The organism is Micromonospora luteifusca, assembly GCF_016907275.1.
GTDB classification, from domain to species: domain Bacteria; phylum Actinomycetota; class Actinomycetes; order Mycobacteriales; family Micromonosporaceae; genus Micromonospora; species Micromonospora luteifusca.
The window spans coordinates 1,368,943-1,387,182 of sequence record NZ_JAFBBP010000001.1 but is presented as its reverse complement, the minus strand read 5'-3'; the positions used below and the strand labels follow the sequence as shown (position 1 = coordinate 1,387,182).

The window sequence follows — 18,240 nt, the reverse complement described above, 5'->3', positions numbered from 1 at the left end:
CGGGTGACTAGGCTCGACCGGGTGGAGCAGACCCGAGGCCGGTTCGCCGAGCCGCCGCTGACACCCCGCACCGCCGTGATCTGGTCGGTGCTCCGCGCCGAGCTGGACCGGCGCGGCGACGCCGAGCTCACCGTGCTGGACGTGGGCGGCGGCACCGGCGGTTTCGCCGTTCCGCTGGCCCGCGCCGGTCACCGGGTCACCGTGGTCGACGCCAGCCCCGACGCGCTCGCCGCGCTCACCCGCCGGGCCGCCGAGGCCGGGGTGGCCGACCGGATCGCCGCCGTGCAGGGCGACGGTGACGCCCTCGCCGGGCTGGTCGAGCCGGCCGGCGTCGACCTGGTGCTCTGCCACGCCGTCCTGGAGGTGGTCGACGACCCGACGCCGGTGGTGGCCGCGCTGGCCACCGCGCTGCGTCCCGGCGGCGCGGCCAGTGTGCTGGTGGCCGGCCGGGCCGCCGCCGTACTGGGCCGCGCGATGAACGGGCACCTGGACGTCGCGGCCACGTTGGCCGCCGATCCGGCCGGCACCGCCGGGCCGCGCGACACGCTGCGCCGGCGCTACGACGCCCCCGGCGCCGCCGCGCTGCTCAGCGCCGCCGGGCTGGTGGTCGAGGAGATCCACGGGGTACGCGTGCTGGCCGACCTGCTGCCGGCCGCGGTCGCCGATGGGCAGTCCGCCGCCCTGGTCGAGTTGGAACGCGCGCTGGCCGCCCAACCGCCGTACCGGGACCTGGCCGCCCAACTGCACCTCTTCGCCCGCCGGCCGGCATGAGCGACTCGCCACCTGTGGCGCCGCTGGCGGTCCTCGGGCCGCACCACGGCGGCGGCCGTCTCGCCGACGTGCTGCCCAGCGCGCTCGCCGTGCTGGGCGTGCCCGGTTCGGCCGACCCACTCGGGCTCGTCCCCGCGTTGGCCGGGGTACGCCGGATCGCCGTGCTGCTGGTCGACGGGCTCGGCTGGTACCAGCTGCCGACCGCCGCCCCGTACGCGCCGACCCTCGCCGGGCTCGCCGCGACCGTGGCCCGACCGCTCATCGCCGGTTTCCCGTCCACCACCCCGACCAGCCTGGTGTCGTTGGGCACCGGCGTCGCGCCCGGCGCGCACGGGGTGCTCGGCTTCACCGTGCGGGTGCCCGGCACCGACCGGGTGCTCACCCACACCGACTGGGCCGCCGACCCGTCACCGCTGCACTGGCAACCGGTGCCCACCCAGTTGGAACGGGCCCGCGCCGCCGGTGTGACGGTGACCGTGGTGAGCCGGCCGGAGTTCGGCGGCAGTGGGCTGACCCTCGCCGCCAACCGGGGCGGCGACTTCCGGGGCGCCGCCGGTGGCGACGCGGTGGCCGCCGCCATACTGGCCGCGCTGGCCGCCGGCCCGGGCCCGACCCTGGTCTCCGGCTACCACGCCGACCTGGACCGGCACGGCCATCTCAGCGGCGTCGACTCAGCACCCTGGCGGGTCGCCGCCACCGAGGTGGATGCCATGCTCGCCCGGTTGGTCGACGGGCTGCCGCCGGACGCGGCACTGCTGGTGACCGCCGACCACGGGCAGCTCGACGTGCCCGCCGCGCACCGATTCGACCTGGACACCGATCCGCGGCTGCGGGCCGGGTTGCGGCTGGTGGCCGGCGAGGCCCGGGTGCGCTACCTGCACACCGAGCCGGGCGCGGTCGACGACGTACTGGCCGCCTGGTCGGAGGTGCTGGGTGCCGCGGCACGGGTACGGACCCGCGACGAGATGGTGGCCACCGGCTGGTTCGGGCCGGTGCCCGAGGAGCACCTGGCGCGGATCGGCGACGTGGTGGTGACCTGCAACGACACGTACGCGGTCATGGCCAGTCGCACCGAGCGGCCGATGGCGTCGAAGTTGGTGGCGTACCACGGGTCGGACACCGCCGCCGAGCTGACCGTGCCGCTGCTGGTCGTGCGCGGCTGACCGGGGCAGGGTCCGGCCGGCCGACGGGTGGTGATGTCGTACCTGCGGGTTAACCTGCCGGGATGGGCCGCAGTCAGTCGTTGCCCCGGGGCGACGATCCGCGCTTCGGGCCGGACGCCGACGACTCCGACAGCCCGATCCTGCACGTCGACATGGACGCCTTCTTCGCCGCCGTCGAGGTGCGCCGCCGACCCGAGTTGCGCGGCCGGCCGGTCATCGTCGGCGGGGTCGGGCCGCGCGGGGTGGTCAGCTCGGCCAGCTACGAGGCCCGCCGTTACGGCGTGCGCAGTGCGATGCCGACCAGTCAGGCCCGGGCCCGCTGCCCGCACGCGGTCTTCCTGCCACCGGAGTTCACCGCCTACACGGCCGCCTCCCGGGCGGTCATGCAGATCTTCCGGGACGTCACCCCGCTGGTCGAGCCGCTCTCCCTCGACGAGGCGTTCCTCGACGTCGCCGGCGCCCGCCGACTCTTCGGCTCCCCGGCCACCATCGCCCGGCTGATCCGCCGCCGGGTCGCCGACGAGCAGGAGCTGACCTGCTCGGTCGGGGTGGCGCCGAGCAAGTTCGTGGCCAAGCTGGGCTCCACCCGGGCCAAGCCGGACGGCCTGCTGGTGGTGCCCCCGGGGCAGGTGCTCGACTTCCTGCACCCACTGCCGGTGGATGCGCTGTGGGGGGTGGGGGAGCGCGCCGCCGAGGCGCTGCGCCGGCTCGGCCTGGCCACCGTCGGTGATCTCGCCGAAGCGCCGGTGAGCATGCTCCGCCGAGCGGTCGGTGCCGCCTCGGCGACGCACCTGCACGAGTTGGCCTGGGGACGGGACCCGCGCCGGGTCAGCTCTGAGCACGTCGACAAGTCGATCGGCGCCGAGGTGACCTTCGACGTCGACGTGGCCGACCCGCTGGAGATCCGCCGCGCGTTGCTCGCGCTCAGCGCGAAGGTCGGCGTCCGGTTGCGGGGTTCCGGCCAGGTCGGGCGCACCGTCGCACTCAAGGTGCGGTTGGCCGACTTCCGCACCGTCAGCCGCTCCCGCACCCTGGACGTGCCCACCGACACCGCGCGCGAGATGTTCGACACGGCCTGGGCGCTCTACACCGCACTCGACCCGAGCGAGCGGATCCGACTCGTTGGTGTTCGGGTGGAAGGGCTCGCGCCGGCAGCGGGCGCACCTCGGCAGCTCACCCTCGGCGCACCCGAGCGTGGCTGGCGCGAAGCGGAAGCTGCCGCGGACGCCGCTGCTGCCCGTTTCGGGCGGTCCGTCATAGGTCCGGCCAGTCTGATGGGCGACCGTGATACCCGTCGAAAGGAAAATCCACCCCGCCCATAGGTCGTCCCGCTTTCCGACGCGCGACCCCCCTCGTAGACTTGCGGGTAAGCAGCCGGTTGGCTGCCACGGTCTGTCGGCCCGAATGGGCCCGACCAACGCGTGACCGGGGAGGAGTGCCGTGCCGCTCTCGGAGCACGAGCAGCGGCTGTTCGAGCAGATCGAGCGGTCGCTTGCCGAGGACCCCAAATTCGCCTCGGCCGTGCGCGCCAGCGATCCGCGCTTCCATGCGCGGCGTCGCCTGCTCGTCGCAGCCGGCGTGATCATCGCTGGCTTGGCTCTACTGGTCTACGGCGCGGTGATCAAGACTCCACCGTTGGCGGTGGCGGGCTTCGTCGTCATGCTGGCGTCGGCCGCGTACGCGGTGCAGTCGCACCGACGGGCGCAGTCGCCCGACCTGCACGTGGTGGGCGGCACGACGAGTCGTCGCCGTCCGCGCGGTGGCCGATCCGGTCGCCGGTCGTCGATCCTGGACCGCATGGAGGACAGGTGGCGGCAGCGCCCGGAGGGGCACCGCTGAGCCAGTCCCGCCGCTGAGGCGGGCCGTACGCCGCGACGAGTGGGTCGCCGGGCGAGCCCCCGGCGACCGCCGTCGATTCCGCGCGCCCTCTCCCGCTGACAAGCGTCGCCGAGCGTGTGTGCGTATGCCGCTGCGCGGCTGTGGCGCGTCGTCCACGCCCCGCCCGCTAGGCCCTGCCGGCTACGCGCCGCCGGCTACGCCCCGCCCACCCTCCGCCACCATGATCGACACCAGGTCGGCGATATTGGGGTAACCGGGCCGCGGGACACCCCCACATCGGCGATCTGGTGACGATCACGCTTGGCTTTAGCGCTGCGCCGCGCGCGTGCAGGCCGCGCCTAGCTCGACCGCCACGCAGGCCATGCCGCATCCGACCGCCGCGCCCCGCCCACCCTCCGCCACGATGATCGACACCAGGTCGGCGATGTGGGGGTATCCGGGCTGCGGGAAACCGCTACATCGGCGACCTGGTGACGATCACGGCCACCTCGACCACCCCGCGTGCAGGCCGCGCCCAGCTCGGCCGCCACCATCAATTGATCGAGGCGCTGGTGGGCAGGGACCAGGGATGGCGGGGACCGGCGAAGGTGGGACCGGCGGAGACCGGCGAGGGTGGGGGCCGGCGGGGAGCGGCGAGGGCGGGGACCGGCGGGCCGGCGACGGCGGGCGGGGCGGGTGTTGGTGCTCCGGGCGGAGCGGGTGGTGGCGCCCGGGCGGGGCGGCGGTCGGTGGACCACCGCCCCGGACCTGGACCTGGACCTGGACCTGGACTTGGACTTGGACGAGCGTGGGTCAGCGGGCGGCCCGGTCGGCCATCAGCCGTCGGGGGTTCCAGCGCAGCAGCCGGTACCGGGCTCGCCCGGTCAGCGCCACCATTCGGCCGGACGTGTCCGCCATGCCGGTCCTCCACCGCAGTAGCACCGACGGCGGGAGCACGGCGGCGAACAGGCGGGTGCGCCGGTCGGCCCGTGCGGCGAGCGCCCCACGGACCGCGCGTAGCGCCGGCAGTAACCGCTCACCGGTCAGCGGGTCCCGCGCGTAGCGGGCCCGCTCCTCCGCCCGACCGAGCAGCTGCGCCGACCCGATCGCGGCGGTGTCGTCGCTGAGGGTCTCCCGGACAAGCCGGTCGGCGGTCGCCCGAGGTGTCTCGGTCAGATCGACCGGGATCTTGAAGTCCACCATTGTGTCGAGGAGTTCCGCCCAGGCGGCGTGCGCGTCCGCGCGTGCCGCGTTGGCGTCCGCGCCGACCACCACCACGCGCGTCCCCGGCTCGGCGCCGTCGTCGACGGTCGCAGAGGCCACCGCGGCGTTCGCCGCCTGGGCACCCCGTCTACGGCGCAGGGCCAGCCGGCGCAGGGCGGGGATCGCCAGCAGTACCAGTAGGGCCAGTAGGCCCGCCGTCCACCAGGGCCAGACCGGGGGCTGCTCGGCTGGCGTCGTACCGACCAGGGAAAGCCCGTCGTCGAGGTCCCGGTCGGCGTTGTCGGGCCCGGCCGGACCAGCCGAGGAGTCGGTGCCCGCCGGGGTGTCCGAGACGCCAGCGCCCGGGGCGGACGGCTCCGGCGCGTCAGTGTCCGGAGCCCAGGCCGATCGGGTGGACCCGGGCACCCCGTACGCCGGCGTGGCGTCGAACGGCACCCAGCCGACCCCGTTGAAGTAGACCTCGGTCCAGGCGTGCAGGTTGAGGTTGGTCAGCGTGAAGGTGTCACCGTCGCGATTGCTGCCGTTGGTGAACCCGAACGCCACCCGCGCTGGGATGCCGGCCGAGCGGACCAACCAGGCCATCGCCGCCGCGTACTGCTGGCAGTAGCCGACCTTGTTGGTCAGGAAGTTGACGATGTCCTGCCCGCTGCTGCCGCTCGCGGTGCTGAGTCGGTAGCTGAACCCGTTGTCCGCCGAGAAGTGCTGGTAGATCGCCAACACGCGGTCGTAGTCGGTGCTCTTGTTCTGGATCAACCCCTTGACCAGATCCTCCACCTCAGGCACCGGCCCAGGGGTGGCGGTCAACTGCCGGCGTACCGGGTGGTCGGCCGGCAGCGGAAGCGCGGCTCGCAGCGCCGCGGGAGTGTACGTCGAGCGGACGTAGTCGAAGGAGTACTTGCGGCCCCGGGAGTTTTCCCGGTTGGAGAAGACGACCTGTTGGTTGGTGTCGTAGAGCCAGTTGCTGTTGAGGTCCTCGGTGCGTACCGGCTCGGCGTACACCGGCATCAGCGACATGCTCAGGCTCTTGGTGACCTCGACGGTCGCCCGGTAGGTGGTCTGCTGCACGCCGGGGCCAGCCCGGTCGGCCGGGTTGGGCAGATCCCGGTTGGTTGGCCGGCCGCTCGGGTTGCGCGCCTGGAAACCGGCAGGGCGCAACTCGTCGGCGACCGCGTACCGCAGGTAGAACGGGTTGGGCTCGGACGTGGTCACCTTGACCAGGTCGGACACCTGGGACTGATTGAGCTGGCCGGCGAGCGAGGCGAACAGGTCGATCCGGCCCGACGAGCCGCCCGAGCCGTTGCCGTTGCCGTTGCCGTTGCCCGGCCCACGACTGAGGGTGTCGAGGAGCCCGCCGGTCATGCCGGGCACCGCCAACGGCAGCGCCACCGCCAGCACCACCCCGACGACCGCGAGCCGACGGCCGGCCGACGCCAGCGGCGAGGCCTCCCACACGTCGATGTCGCGACCGTCACCGGTGAACCGGCGCCCGAACCTGCGCACCCGGTCGACGTTGTCGGTGACCAGCAGCCAGAGGTAACCGGCGGCGCCCACCACGAACGGCGTCGCGGGGACGCTGTCCACGTAGACGGCGACCGGCACCGAGTAGATGGCGAGCATCGGCAGCCCCGCCAGCGCGGGCCGGCGCAGCCCCACGGCCAGTACGTCCACCAGGACGGCGACCGCGCCGACGCCGAGCACGGCGATGAACAGCAGCGGGTCGGTGTCCGGGACCTCGACCCCGTACGAGCGCATGTCCTGTGCGGAGTCGGCGAGCAGGTTGGCGAAGTGCGCGAACGTGCCGGGTGTGGGCAGGACGGCGACCAACTCCTCGCCGCTGGGGAACAACCAGGTCAGGGCGAGGACCAGGCCGGCCAGCATGCCCAGCACCTGACCCCACAGCGGTGCCCGGGCGAGCCTGGTCAACGCGGCCACCCCGGCGACCACGGCGACCGCGATGACGGACTCGATCAGCCACGTCCAGCTCTGGAAGATGGCCGACAGCGGGGCGGCGGCCAACACCGTGGCCGCGGCTGCCACCACGCCGATGTTCCGACTGGCGATCATGAGGCGAACCTTCCGTTCATCGCACGCCGCCGGCGACCGTCTCGGCCAGCGCGGCGCGCAGGGCGAAGCCCTGGGAGCCCCGGCCTGCCTGCGGCCACAGCGCCGGCAGTCGGGCGCCGTGGTCGACGCCGACCACGCGCCAGCCGCTCTGCAGCATGGCGAGGACGGCGGCGCCGTGGGCGTGCTCGGCCTCGGCCCGGGCCTTCTCCGGCAGGCTGAGCCAGGTGGAGCTGTTGAGCAGGAACCCGATGCAGGTGGCGCCGTTTCCCCGCAGCCCGGCCAGCACCTCGGCCTCGGCCACGCTCACCGTGCCGAACAGCCCGATGATCAGCCCACCGTCGGCGCGCTGGCGGACCCGCTGCACGAGGCTGGTCACTTCGGTGCGCTGATCCAGGCGGACCTCCGCGAGGTGGTCGAGCAGCGCACCGTCACCGCCGGCCTCCGATGCGTCCACATCGGCCCCCGAGCCGGTGACCAGGCGCAACTTGTAGCCGGACTGCCGTAGGTGGACGGCGACGCTCGCGGCGGCGGAGACGGCCCACTCGAAACTGGCCGTCGGCCCCTCGCCGCGGTGGCCGTACGCCCGGGTGTCCAGGACGACCGTGGCCCGGCTCTCCCACGGCTGCTCCTCGCGGCGCACCATCAGCTCGCCGGTACGCGCGGTCGACTTCCAGTGCACCCGGCGAAGGTCGTCGCCGCGCCGGTACTCCCGGGTCGCCGCGTCGTCCTCGCCGTGGACCGCCACCGAGCGGGCCCGGCTGTCGCCGCTGCCCGCGTACTCCCCGGGGAGCCGGACCGACGGCAGCGGAGTGACCTGCGGGATGACCGTCAGGTGGTCGGTGCTCGGGAAGGACCGGGTGAGCTCGCAGAGGCCGAACGGGTCGGTCATCCGGACCACCAGCGGGCCCACGTCGTAGCGGCCCCGCACGTCGGCCCGCACGGTGTACGCCACCGAGCTGGCCTGGTGCGCGCCGAGCCGCTCCAACACCACGCGGGGTCGGCTGCCCAGCGCGTAGGGCAGCCGGTCCTCCAGAAGGAGCGTGCCGGTCGGCAGCCGGGAGAGATTCTGCAGGCGCAGAACCACGCGGGAGTTGGCGCCGACCGGGACCCGGTGCGGGTCCAGTGAACGGTTGCAGGCCAGTTTGTAGCGGCTGCGCCCGACGTAGGTCGCGGCCAGCAACGGCAGGACGGCCAGCAGCACGGCCACCCGGAGCAGGTCCTTCTCGCCGAGGATGCCGGCCGAGATCGCTGCCGCGACCGCCGCGGCGAGGAAGGAGCGCCCGCGGGTGGTCAGCCCGCGCAGCCCGGCACGCACGTCATGGCCTCCGGGGCTCGTAGGGCGCGCGGCCGTTGCCGGAAGCGGGCCGGGTGTCGTACTGGTTGCGCTGCCGGTCGTGTGGCAGCGGCAGACGGTGCACCAACTCGGAGACGATCGCGTCGGTGGTGCGCCGGGCGAGCTGCGCGTCGGCGGTCGGGATGATCCGGTGCGCGAGCACCGGCACCGCGAGTGCCTGCAGATCGTCGGGGAGGACGTAGTCGCGGCCCTCCAGGGCGGCGACCGCCCGGGCGGTGCGCAGCAGCTGCAGGGTCGCCCGGGGGGAGGCGCCGAGCCGCAGGTCCGGGGCTTCCCGGGTGGCGGTGACCAGGTCGATCGCATACTGCTTGACCGCGTCCGCCACATGGACCTGGCGGACGGTGGCGATGAGTTGCCGGACGATGGCCGCGTCGGAGACCGCGCGCAGCTCGTTCAGCGGGTCGGTGCCGCCGTGCCCGTCGAGCATGGCCAGCTCCGCGTTGGAGTCCGGGTAACCCATCGCGATGCGGGCGGTGAACCGGTCGCGCTGCGCCTCGGGCAGCGGGTAGGTCCCCTCCATCTCGATCGGGTTCTGGGTGGCGATGACCATGAACGGGGTCTGGAGTTGGTAGGTGACACCGTCGACGGTGACCTGCCGTTCCTCCATGCACTCCAGCAACGCCGACTGGGTCTTTGGGGAGGCCCGGTTGATCTCGTCGCCGACGACCAGGTTGGCGAACACGGCCCCGGGGCGGAACTCGAAGTCGTGCGTCTCCTGGTTGTAGACGCTGACCCCGGTGACGTCGCTGGGCAGCAGGTCGGGGGTGAACTGGATCCGGCGTACCGTGCAGTCGATGGACCGCGCGAGGGCCTTGGCCAGCTTGGTCTTGCCGACACCCGGGACGTCTTCGATCAGGAGGTGACCCTCGGCGAGCAGCACGGCCAGGGCGAGCCGCACGGTGGCGGTCTTACCCTCGATGACCTGCTCGATGTTGGCCACGATGGCCTCGCTGGCGGCGCGGAACTCGTCGTGCGGCAATAGACCGCCCACCTCGTCCCAGGTCTGTTGTGTCACGGGCCTCCTCCTCGTCGCCGTCACTGCAGCTCTCTAGAGAGCACCTGGACCCGCCGTTGGGTTCGCGACGTCGAGCCTCTTTTGCCGCAGGATTCTCACTAGCCTCTCAGGCTAACCATGTTTGTCGTTATCGCCGACCCCCGCAGGTAGTCCGTCGGTTACGCCCCGATATTCGCCGCGTCGGGGGACCCGCCCCGGCCCGGCCCGGGGCACCGCCGGCCGAACCGTCGGCGGGGTACACTGCCGAACATGGCCGGAGTCTTCCTGCTTCTTATCGGGCCGTGCTGATGCGCTGAACGCGCGACAGCACGGCGGCCCCTCCTGTGCGAGGGGCATTTTTGTGCCCGCCGCCGGTCCGGCCCGGTGGCGCCGAGACGAAGCGAAGCGAAGCGAGGAGAGACGATGAGTGAGGCAGCCGCACCGGCGGGCGACATTCCCCCGTTCCGGTACAACGCGGCCCTGGCCGACGAGATCGAGATCCGTTGGCAGGACACCTGGGCGCGCGAGGGCACCTTCCACGCACCGAACCCGACCGGCCCGCTGGCCGACCCGACCCACCCCCGCGCCGGCGCGGAGAAGCTGTACGTGCTGGACATGTTCCCGTACCCGTCCGGTGCCGGCCTGCATGTCGGTCACCCGCTGGGCTACATCGGCACCGACTGCTACGCCCGCTACCAGCGGATGGCCGGCCGTAACGTGCTGCACGCGATGGGCTTCGACGCGTTCGGACTGCCCGCCGAGCAGTACGCGGTGCAGACCGGCACCCACCCGAGGACCACGACGGTGGCGAACATCGAGCGGTACAAGGCGCAGCTGCGCCGGCTGGGGCTGGCGCACGACGAGCGCCGTTCGGTGGCCACCATCGACACCGACTTCTACCGCTGGACCCAGTGGATCTTCCTGCAGATCTTCAACTCCTGGTACGACCGCGACGCGGGGCGAGCCCGCCCGATCGCCGAGCTGATCGCCGAGTTCGAGGGCGGTAACCGACCCACCCCGGACGGCCGCGCCTGGGCCGAGCTGAGCGTCGCCGAGCGCCGCGAAGTCGTCGACGACCACCGCCTGGCGTACGTCTCGCAGGCCCCGGTGAACTGGTGCCCCGGGCTGGGCACCGTGCTGGCCAACGAGGAGGTCACCGCCGACGGTCGCTCCGACCGGGGCAACTTCCCGGTCTTCAAGCGCAACCTGAAGCAGTGGAAGATGCGGATCACCGCGTACGGCGATCGGCTGCTGGACGATCTGGACAGCCTGGACTGGCCCGAGCCGATCAAGCTGATGCAGCGCAACTGGATCGGCCGCTCCACCGGCGCCCACGTCGACTTCCCCACCGCGACGGAGCCGGTGCGGGTGTTCACGACCCGACCGGACACCGTCTTCGGCGCCACCTACATGGTGCTGGCGCCCGAGCACGAACTGGTCGACGCGCTGGTGCCGGCCGCGTGGCCGGACGGGACGAGGGACACCTGGACCGGCGGACACACCAGCCCCCGGGAGGCCGTCGAGGCGTACCGCAAGGCGGCGGCGGCCAAGACCGACGTCGAGCGGCAGTCCGACACCAAGGAGAAGACCGGCGTCTTCATCGGCGCGTACGCCACCAACCCGGTCACCGGCGGGCAGATCCCGATCTTCATCGCCGACTACGTGCTGGCCGGTTACGGCACCGGCGCGATCATGGCGGTGCCGGCCCAGGACGAACGGGACTGGGCGTTCGCCGAGGTCTTCGAGCTGCCCATCGTGCGTACCGTGCAGCCCGCGGAGGGCTTCGACGGTAAGGCGTACACCGGGGACGGCCCGGCGATCAACAGCGCCGCACCCGAGCGCGGCCTGGACCTGAACGGCCTGGGGGTCGCCGACGCCAAGGCCGCGATCATCGCCTGGCTGGAGGCGAACGGGCACGGCACCGGCGCGGTGACCTACCGGCTGCGTGACTGGCTGTTCTCGCGCCAGCGCTACTGGGGTGAGCCGTTCCCGATCGTCTACGACGAGACCGGCGCGGCGATCGCCCTGCCGGAGGAGATGCTGCCGGTCGAGCTGCCGGAGGTGGACGACTTCTCCCCGAAGACGTTCGACGCCGACGACGCGAACAGCAACCCGGAGACGCCGCTGTCCCGGCGACGCGACTGGGTCGAGGTCGAGCTGGACCTGGGTGACGGGCCGAAGCGCTACACCCGGGAGACCAACGTGATGCCGCAGTGGGCCGGCTCGTGCTGGTACGAGCTGCGCTATCTGGACCCGACCAACAGCGCGCGGTTCGTCGACGCCGAGAACGAGCGCTACTGGATGGGTCCGCGCGGCGACGGCGACTGTGGGGGCACCGACCTGTACGTCGGCGGCGCCGAGCACGCCGTACTGCACCTGCTGTACGCGCGCTTCTGGCACAAGGTGCTGTTCGACCTGGGGCACGTGTCGTCGTTCGAGCCGTTCCGCAAGCTGTTCAACCAGGGCATGATCCAGGCGTACGCGTACACCGACTCGCGCGGCAGCTACGTGCAGGCCGAGGAGGTCACGGAGCGCGACGGCGCTTACTACCTGGGCGACCTGACGGTCAACCGTGAGTACGGCAAGATGGGCAAGTCGCTGAAGAACGTGGTGACCCCCGACGACATGTGCGCCGCCTACGGTGCGGACACCTTCCGGGTGTACGAGATGTCGATGGGCCCGCTGGAGGTGTCCCGCCCCTGGGAGACCCGGGCGGTGGTCGGTTCGTACCGCTTCCTGCAGCGGGTCTGGCGGGCCGTCGTCGACGAGCAGACCGGCGCGCTGCGGGTCACCGAGGACCCGGCCGACGAGGCGACCCGCCGGTTGCTGCACAAGGTCATCGACGGAGTCCGTGGCGACATGGACGGCATCCGGTTCAACACTGCGATCGCCAAGCTGATCGAGCTGACCAACGGGTTGACCCAGCTGTCGGCCACGCCCCGTGAGGTGGCCGAACCGCTGGTGCTGATGGTGGCGCCGTTCGCCCCGCACCTGGCCGAGGAGCTGTGGCGCAAGCTGGGCCACGACACCTCGCTGACGTACGCGGACTTTCCGACCGCCGACCCGGCGCTGCTGGTAGCCGACACGGTGACCTATCCGGTGCAGGTCAACGGGAAGGTCCGTGGCCGCATCGAGGTTCCCGCCGACGCCGCGGAGGAGACCGTCCGCGCGGCGGCCCTGGACGCGGTGGCGGCGACCCTGAACGGCAAGGAACCGCGCAAGGTCATCGTGGTCAAGGGCCGGATGGTCTCGGTCGTCGCCTGACGCCCCTGTCGGTCTGGGCAGCGGGCGGTCCGGCGCGACCGATACGCATCGTGACGTCCACGGAGGCGGACACCGCGTTGAGGGTTATGACTCAGAGGCATATTTATACCTCTGAGTCATAACCCTCTCCGGCGCATCCTCCGCCGGCCGCCGCACACCGACTCGGAGGTGCGGCAGCGACTCAGGCGGTCGACACCGCCACCAGGGTGCGGAGGTGGTTGAGCAGCCAGTTGTGGTTGCTGCGCCTACGTCAGACCAGCATGGAGCGGCGGCGGCGTTCGGCGCGCCACCACTTGTGTACGAGCACCAGGCTGGCGATCAGACCGAGGCTGGACGGTGCGGCGGCGTACCAGTTGACGTGGCCGGGTGAGCTGACGGCCGCGCCGATCGCCGCGTAGCCGAAGGCGGTCGGCGCGGACGCGATGACACTGCCGGCCAGGAACGGCAGCACCCGGGCTCCGGTCGTGCCGTAGCCGTAGCTGACCAACCCGAAGCCGGCGATCGGCAGCAGCCGGACGGTGATCACACCGACCACGCTCTGCCGGGCGAACCAGCCGTCGAGGCGGGCCAGGCGACCACGGACCCGAACGGCGACGAACTCCCGGCCGAGCAGCCGGCCGACCGTGAACCCGATCGCCGCGGCCACCAGCGCGGCGCCGAGAGCGTACGCGGCACCCTCCAACGGGCCGAAGATCGCACCGGCGGCGAGTGTGATGAAGGTCCGGGGGACCAGCGCGACCAGCAGCAGCGCGCCGCCGAGGATCGCGGCCACCGGGGCGAGGTCACCCAGCCGGTCGGCCAGCAGCGGCAGCTGCTCCGGATCCGGCCGGGGCACCAGGAGCAGCAGCAGCCCACAGCCGCCGATCAGCAGCACGAGCAGGGCGAACCGGGCGGCCGGCGGCTGCCGGAGCAGCCGCCGGACGGCACGGATCATGCCCGGGCGGCGACCACTGAGGAGCGGCGCTCGTTGCGGAGCCGGTCCGACCAGGTGTCGTCCAGCGGCGGGAGCTGGTGTGCTCCGGTGGCCCAGCGCAGCAGCAGGTCGGCCAGGGCCGGGTTGCGGGCCAGCGCCGGGCCGTGCGAGTAGGTGCCGAGCAGCTTGCCGCGCCACGCGCCCTCGGTGGCACCGTCGTTGCCCACCCCGGCGGTGACCCGGGCCAGCGGGGAGACCTCCGGGCCGAGGTGGGTGCGCCCGCCGTGGTTCTCGAAACCGGTCAGCGGGGGCAGGCCCAGCCGGGGGTCGATCTCGCCGGCCAGCTCGCCGACGGCCCGGCTCTCGCCCCGGTCGGACTGCAGGTCGAGCAGCTCCAGACCACGGCACTGCACGCCCTTGGCGAAGAAGGAGGTGCCGAGCAGTTGGTAGCCGGCGCAGACGCCGAACACCACGGAACCCTGAGCGACCGCCCGGTGCAGACCGCCGTCGGCGAGCAGGCGCTGGGCGCCCAGCGCCTGCGGGCCGTCCTCGCCGCCGCCGACCAGGTAGATGTCGGCGGTCGCCGGCAGTTGCTGGTCGGAGCGGACCTCCAGGACCTCGACCGGCATGCCGCGTTGGCGGGCCCGACGGGCGAGGATCAGGGCGTTGCCCCGGTCTCCGTAGGTGGAGAGCAGGTCGGGGTAGATCCAGACGATGCGCAGACTCTCAGATGACACGGTCCAACTCCGCTCGGATGTCCTGGAACGCGGTGTAGTTCGCGATGACCTCCAACCGCCCGGGCGGGACCGACCGGAGCGCGTCGGCGAACGTGCGGACGTGCTGGAACGGCACGTCGTTGACGTCCAGCCGAACCGCCAGGTCGTATGCCCGGTCGCCGGTGATCAACACCTGCCGGCCACGGAGCGGGGCGAAGTCGACGTCGTAGAGCCAGGAGGTGTCCAGGCCGTCGGGGTCGCGCGCGTTGATGGAGAGCAGGGTAGGCGCGTCGTCGGCCATGTCGAACGCCTCCAGCCAACTGGCCGGGTTCTTGGCCAGCAGCAGCCGGATGTTGCGCCCGTCCTTGTCGACCTGCGCGTAGCGGCCGGCCACCGAGGTGACGATGCCGAGGCGGGACACCGCGTCGACCGGGCGGACGCCGAACTCGGCGGCCACCGCCAGCGCGGTCGCCGCGTTGCCGAGGTTGACCTTGCCGGGTAGTTGGAGGGAGACCTTGTGCCAGGCGCCGGTGGGGTCGAGCACGCCCTCGTCCTCGACGACCCAGTGCGGCTCCGGTCGGCGCAGCGGGCAGCCGGTGCACCACCACTGCTCGCCGGAGCGCTGGATGGTGGAGCCGCACTCGGGGCAGACCCAGGAGTCGTCGTGCCAGCGCTGGCCGGCACTGAACCACGTCACGTGCGGCGGGTGGATGCCCCGGGCGGGGTCGCCCGGCGGGGTGGCCGCCCACACCACCAGCGGGTCGTCGGCGTTGGCCACCACCCGTACGTCGGTGTGCCGGACCAGCGCCGCGCGCCAGAGCTGCGCCATCATGGCGACCTCCTTGGCGCGGTCGAGCTGGTCGCGGGAGAGGTTGAGCAGCGCGACCACGTGCGGCTCGGTCGCCTCCAGCACCTGGGCCAGGTAGTGCTCGTCGACCTCCAGCACCGCGTACGGGGTGCTGCCGGCCTTGGCCAGCGCCGACGTGTGCCCACTGGGCATGTTGGCGCCGAACGAGTTGGTAGCGACCCGGCCGAGTACGCCGACCGCGGCGGAGGTCAACCGGGTGGTGGTGGTCTTGCCGTTGGTGCCGGAGACGAGCGCGATCGCACGCCCGGCCGACAGGTGGGCCAGCAGGTCGGGGTCGATCTTCAGGCCGATCCACCCGCCGATCACCGAACCGTCGCCACGGCCGGCCGCCCGGGAGAGCGCCGCGGCGGTCCGTGACACGGAGCTGGCCACCTTGGCCCGTAGGGGCATTTTCGCGTCCGTCACGCGAGCGAGGTTACCGGACCGCCCGCCTCACCAGATCGCCGCCGACGGTGAACCGTTCGGCCGTGGTGGCCGCGCGGGCGGCCAGGTGGGCGTCGGCCGGACGGAGTCGATCTATGTCGGAAAGCGGACCACGCCGGAGGGGCGCCGTGCCCCTCCACTCCACTCCACCCCTTGTGACGTGCGCTTTTGCCCTCCCATCGGGCACGCCACGCGGGCGATTCTGGTTGCAGGTGGAGGGAAGTGGAGTAGAGTGGGGACCAATGGTGAGGCCGGGAGGGCTCACCGGCCCGGGGGGTCAGCGGCGCCGCGAACGCCGCTCAGGGGCGAGGGGGTAAGGGCCGATGTTCCTCGGCACCCACACTCCACGCCTGGACGAAAAGGGCCGGTTGATCCTTCCGGCCAAGTTTCGGGATGAGCTGGCGGGGGGTGTCGTGGTCACCAAAGGGCAGGAGCGCTGCCTCTACGTCTTCCCGACCCCTGAGTTCCAGCGAATCGCGGAGCAGTTGCGCGCGCAGCCGATGACGCACAAGGCGGCCCGGGCCTACAGCCGGGTCTTCTTCGCCAGCGCGCACGACGAGGTTCCAGACAAGCAGGGCCGGGTGACCATTCCCGCCCACCTGCGGGCGTACGCCGCGCTGGACCGCGAGTTGGTGGTGATCGGCGCGAGCACGCGGGTGGAGATCTGGGACAAGGTCGCCTGGGAGACCTACCTCGCCGACAGCGAAGACGACTTCGCCGACATCGAGGAGGGGGTGCTGCCCGGCGGTCTGTAGGGCGAACGGCGCCCGACGTACTGCGAGATCTCCAGCCGCTTTCGAGTTCCTGGCATCACTTCCCCGGTGCCAGGCGCACGATCCAGTCATCGGGCGACGATCCGGTGTCCGGCGGGAGCGGATGGGGATCTGGCGGTACGACGGCAGCGCCGTCCGACGACAGGCGCACGAGGAGAACGGACGTTTCAACCAGTGGGGGTCAACATGGGGGAGTTGCGCGGCACGCACGTGCCGGTGCTGCTCGAGCGGTGTCTTGAGCTGCTGGCCCCCGCGCTGGGTCGAGGCGGCCGTACGGTCCACGTCGACGCGACGCTGGGCCTGGCCGGGCACGCGGAGGCGGTGCTCGAGGCGCACCCGGAGACGGTCCTGATCGGGCTCGACCGGGACACCGAGGCACTCGCTCACGCGCGGGTCCGGCTGGCCCGGTTCGCCGATCGGGTGCACCTGGAGCACGCCGTCTACGACGAACTGCCCGACGTGTTGGAGCGGCTGGGCTATCCGGGCATCGACGGGATCCTGTTCGACCTGGGTGTCTCGTCGTTGCAGTTGGACGCGCCCGACCGCGGGTTCGCGTACGCCCAGGACGCTCCACTGGACATGCGGATGGACCAGACCCGGGGGGTGACCGCCGAAGAGGTGGTCAACACCTACGCGCATCCGGACCTGGCCCGGGTGCTGCGGGTCTACGGCGAGGAGAAGTTCGCCGGCCGGATCGCCTCGGCGATCATCCGGGAGCGGGAACGTGCCCGGATCACCTCGTCGGCCCTGTTGGCGGAGCTGGTTCGGGACTCGATTCCGGCACCAGCCCGACGAACGGGTGGACACCCGGCAAAGAGAACGTTTCAGGCTTTACGGATCGAGGTAAACAGAGAGCTGGCAGCGCTGGAGACAGCGTTGCCGTCCGCACTCGACGCACTGACCGTGGGCGGTCGCATGGTGGTCCTGTCCTACCACTCGCTGGAGGACAGGCTCACCAAGGTGGCGCTCGCGGATCGGGTCCGCAACAAGGGCCCGATCGACCTCCCGGTCGAGCTTCCCGGGTCGGGTCCGACGTTCCGGCTGCTCAGCCGGGGCGCGGAACTGCCCGGGGAAGCGGAGGTCGCCGCGAACCCGCGCGCCGCATCGGTGCGGCTGCGGGCAGCGGAACGGCTCGACCCGAATGCGACAGAGCTTGGGCGGACCGACCGCGAACGGTCTCGCCGACGGGTGAAGGGAATGCACCAACCGGGCACCGGGTCCGCCTGATCCGTGGGGGGTCAGGGGCGCCGGGACGGCAGAGGGACGGATGTTGAGGGGGAGGGACATGAACATTGACAAGCGCGACCGCCGGGACGTCACCGGCGGCGGGCAGCGCGCACCGCGGTCGGGGGGCCGGACCGCGGCGGAGCGGGCTCCGCGCCTCGGAAACGGTACGCCACGCATCGATCGAGTGAACCGGCAGGGGGAGACTCGCGCCCGGGGGGCGCGCGAGTTCCCGACCCAGGGCGCCGCCGCGCTGCGGCCGGTCGAGAAGGCCGGCAGCGCCGCCAGCGCCCGCCCGCCGCGGCTGCGGGTGGCGCCGCCGCCGCCGGTGTCGGTGCCGCGCGCGCCGTTCGCGGCACTGATCGTGGTGCTGGTGGTTGGTGGGGTGCTCGGCATCCTGGCGGTCAACACCAAGATCAATGAGAACGCGTTCCGGCTGGAGCGGCTGCAGCAGCAGCAGGCTCGACTGGACGTGGAGAAGCAGCAGCTCGACAAGCAGATCGCCGACCGCGAGGCGCCGGGCAACCTGACCGCCGAGGCGCGGCGGCTGGGTCTGGTGGACGCCGGCGAGCCGGGCTTCGTCCGGCTGCCGGACGGCAAGCTGCCTCTGGGCGTGCCGCAGCCGGCGAGCGGCCAGCCGTCGGTGACCAGTCAGGGTGCGGGAGGCTGAC

At 72.4% G+C, this 18,240-nt stretch carries 13 protein-coding genes and 1 pseudogene; 8 read left to right on the top strand and 6 right to left on the bottom strand.

Going from position 1 to position 18,240, the window contains the following annotated elements:
• Window positions 1-3 precede the first annotated feature (3 nt).
• From JOD64_RS05810 to JOD64_RS05795, 4 genes are all read left to right on the top strand, one after another.
• On the top strand, window positions 4-771 hold the full coding sequence (locus JOD64_RS05810; RefSeq protein WP_204941291.1) for a methyltransferase domain-containing protein: 768 nt from the start codon (window positions 4-6) through the stop codon (window positions 769-771).
• Window positions 768-1,934, top strand: a complete 1,167-nt coding sequence (locus JOD64_RS05805; RefSeq protein WP_204941290.1) for an alkaline phosphatase family protein — start codon at window positions 768-770, stop codon at window positions 1,932-1,934. The genes JOD64_RS05810 and JOD64_RS05805 overlap by 4 nt, the downstream gene beginning before the upstream one ends.
• A 62-nt stretch (window positions 1,935-1,996) precedes the next feature.
• Window positions 1,997-3,256 carry a DNA polymerase IV gene (locus JOD64_RS05800; RefSeq protein ID WP_204941289.1) on the top strand — a complete coding sequence of 420 codons (1,260 nt, stop codon included), beginning with the start codon at window positions 1,997-1,999 and terminating at the stop codon, window positions 3,254-3,256.
• Between the two features lie 118 nt (window positions 3,257-3,374).
• Window positions 3,375-3,773 carry an SCO2097 family morphological protein gene (locus JOD64_RS05795; RefSeq protein WP_110564093.1) on the top strand — a complete coding sequence of 133 codons (399 nt, stop codon included), beginning with the start codon at window positions 3,375-3,377 and terminating at the stop codon, window positions 3,771-3,773.
• A gap of 792 nt (window positions 3,774-4,565) precedes the next feature.
• On the opposite strand, the gene JOD64_RS05790 is transcribed toward JOD64_RS05795, so the two are convergent.
• The 3 genes from JOD64_RS05790 to JOD64_RS05780 are packed head-to-tail and all read right to left on the bottom strand — an operon-like array spanning window position 4,566 to window position 9,409.
• Window positions 4,566-7,040: a transglutaminase TgpA family protein gene (locus tag JOD64_RS05790; protein ID WP_204941288.1), complete on the bottom strand. Its 2,475-nt coding sequence runs from the start codon at window positions 7,038-7,040 to the stop codon at window positions 4,566-4,568.
• Window positions 7,041-7,056: 16 nt separating this feature from the next.
• Complete coding sequence (locus JOD64_RS05785; RefSeq protein WP_204941287.1) at window positions 7,057-8,355, bottom strand: DUF58 domain-containing protein; 1,299 nt, start codon at window positions 8,353-8,355, stop codon at window positions 7,057-7,059.
• 1 nt (window position 8,356) lies between these two features.
• A complete protein-coding gene (locus JOD64_RS05780) occupies window positions 8,357-9,409 on the bottom strand; it encodes an AAA family ATPase (RefSeq protein WP_204941286.1) in 1,053 nt (350 codons plus the stop codon).
• Window positions 9,410-9,811: 402 nt separating this feature from the next.
• Here JOD64_RS05780 and leuS point away from each other — a divergent pair, with 402 nt between their 5' ends.
• Entirely contained in the window at window positions 9,812-12,652 is a 2,841-nt protein-coding gene (gene leuS, locus JOD64_RS05775; RefSeq protein WP_204941285.1) for a leucine--tRNA ligase, read from the top strand.
• A 250-nt stretch (window positions 12,653-12,902) separates the two neighbouring features.
• Here leuS and JOD64_RS05770 read toward each other — a convergent pair whose 3' ends face one another.
• The 3 genes from JOD64_RS05770 to JOD64_RS05760 are packed head-to-tail and all read right to left on the bottom strand — an operon-like array spanning window position 12,903 to window position 15,539.
• Complete coding sequence (locus JOD64_RS05770; protein ID WP_204941284.1) at window positions 12,903-13,586, bottom strand: TVP38/TMEM64 family protein; 684 nt, start codon at window positions 13,584-13,586, stop codon at window positions 12,903-12,905.
• Window positions 13,583-14,302: a type 1 glutamine amidotransferase gene (locus JOD64_RS05765; protein ID WP_204941283.1), complete on the bottom strand. Its 720-nt coding sequence runs from the start codon at window positions 14,300-14,302 to the stop codon at window positions 13,583-13,585. The genes JOD64_RS05770 and JOD64_RS05765 overlap by 4 nt, the downstream gene beginning before the upstream one ends.
• Complete coding sequence (locus JOD64_RS05760) at window positions 14,292-15,539, bottom strand: MurT ligase domain-containing protein (protein ID WP_204945923.1); 1,248 nt, start codon at window positions 15,537-15,539, stop codon at window positions 14,292-14,294. Before JOD64_RS05760 ends, JOD64_RS05765 begins: the two co-directional genes overlap by 11 nt.
• Window positions 15,540-15,895: 356 nt before the next feature.
• On the opposite strand from JOD64_RS05760, the gene mraZ reads away from it, so the two are divergent.
• The 3 genes and pseudogenes from mraZ to ftsL all read left to right on the top strand — a co-directional run bounded on the left by mraZ (window position 15,896) and on the right by ftsL (window position 18,239).
• Window positions 15,896-16,327 carry a division/cell wall cluster transcriptional repressor MraZ gene (gene mraZ, locus JOD64_RS05755; protein WP_124817664.1) on the top strand — a complete coding sequence of 144 codons (432 nt, stop codon included), beginning with the start codon at window positions 15,896-15,898 and terminating at the stop codon, window positions 16,325-16,327.
• 204 nt (window positions 16,328-16,531) lie between these two features.
• Window positions 16,532-17,641, top strand: a pseudogene (gene rsmH / locus JOD64_RS05750) (16S rRNA (cytosine(1402)-N(4))-methyltransferase RsmH).
• Window positions 17,631-18,239 carry a cell division protein FtsL gene (gene ftsL, locus JOD64_RS05745; RefSeq protein ID WP_204941282.1) on the top strand — a complete coding sequence of 203 codons (609 nt, stop codon included), beginning with the start codon at window positions 17,631-17,633 and terminating at the stop codon, window positions 18,237-18,239. The pseudogene rsmH and the gene ftsL overlap by 11 nt, the downstream one beginning before the upstream one ends.
• Window position 18,240: the final 1 nt, after the last annotated feature.

Coding starts and splice junctions, on each gene's coding strand:
- JOD64_RS05805 (WP_204941290.1), top strand. CDS start 768: ATGAGCGACTCGCCACCTGTGGCGCCGCTGGCGGTCCTCGGGCCGCAC.
- JOD64_RS05800 (WP_204941289.1), top strand. CDS start 1,997: ATGGGCCGCAGTCAGTCGTTGCCCCGGGGCGACGATCCGCGCTTCGGG.
- JOD64_RS05790 (WP_204941288.1), bottom strand. CDS start 7,040: ATGATCGCCAGTCGGAACATCGGCGTGGTGGCAGCCGCGGCCACGGTG.
- leuS (WP_204941285.1), top strand. CDS start 9,812: ATGAGTGAGGCAGCCGCACCGGCGGGCGACATTCCCCCGTTCCGGTAC.
- JOD64_RS05770 (WP_204941284.1), bottom strand. CDS start 13,586: ATGATCCGTGCCGTCCGGCGGCTGCTCCGGCAGCCGCCGGCCGCCCGG.
- JOD64_RS05760 (WP_204945923.1), bottom strand. CDS start 15,539: ATGCCCCTACGGGCCAAGGTGGCCAGCTCCGTGTCACGGACCGCCGCG.
- mraZ (WP_124817664.1), top strand. CDS start 15,896: ATGTTCCTCGGCACCCACACTCCACGCCTGGACGAAAAGGGCCGGTTG.
- ftsL (WP_204941282.1), top strand. CDS start 17,631: ATGAACATTGACAAGCGCGACCGCCGGGACGTCACCGGCGGCGGGCAG.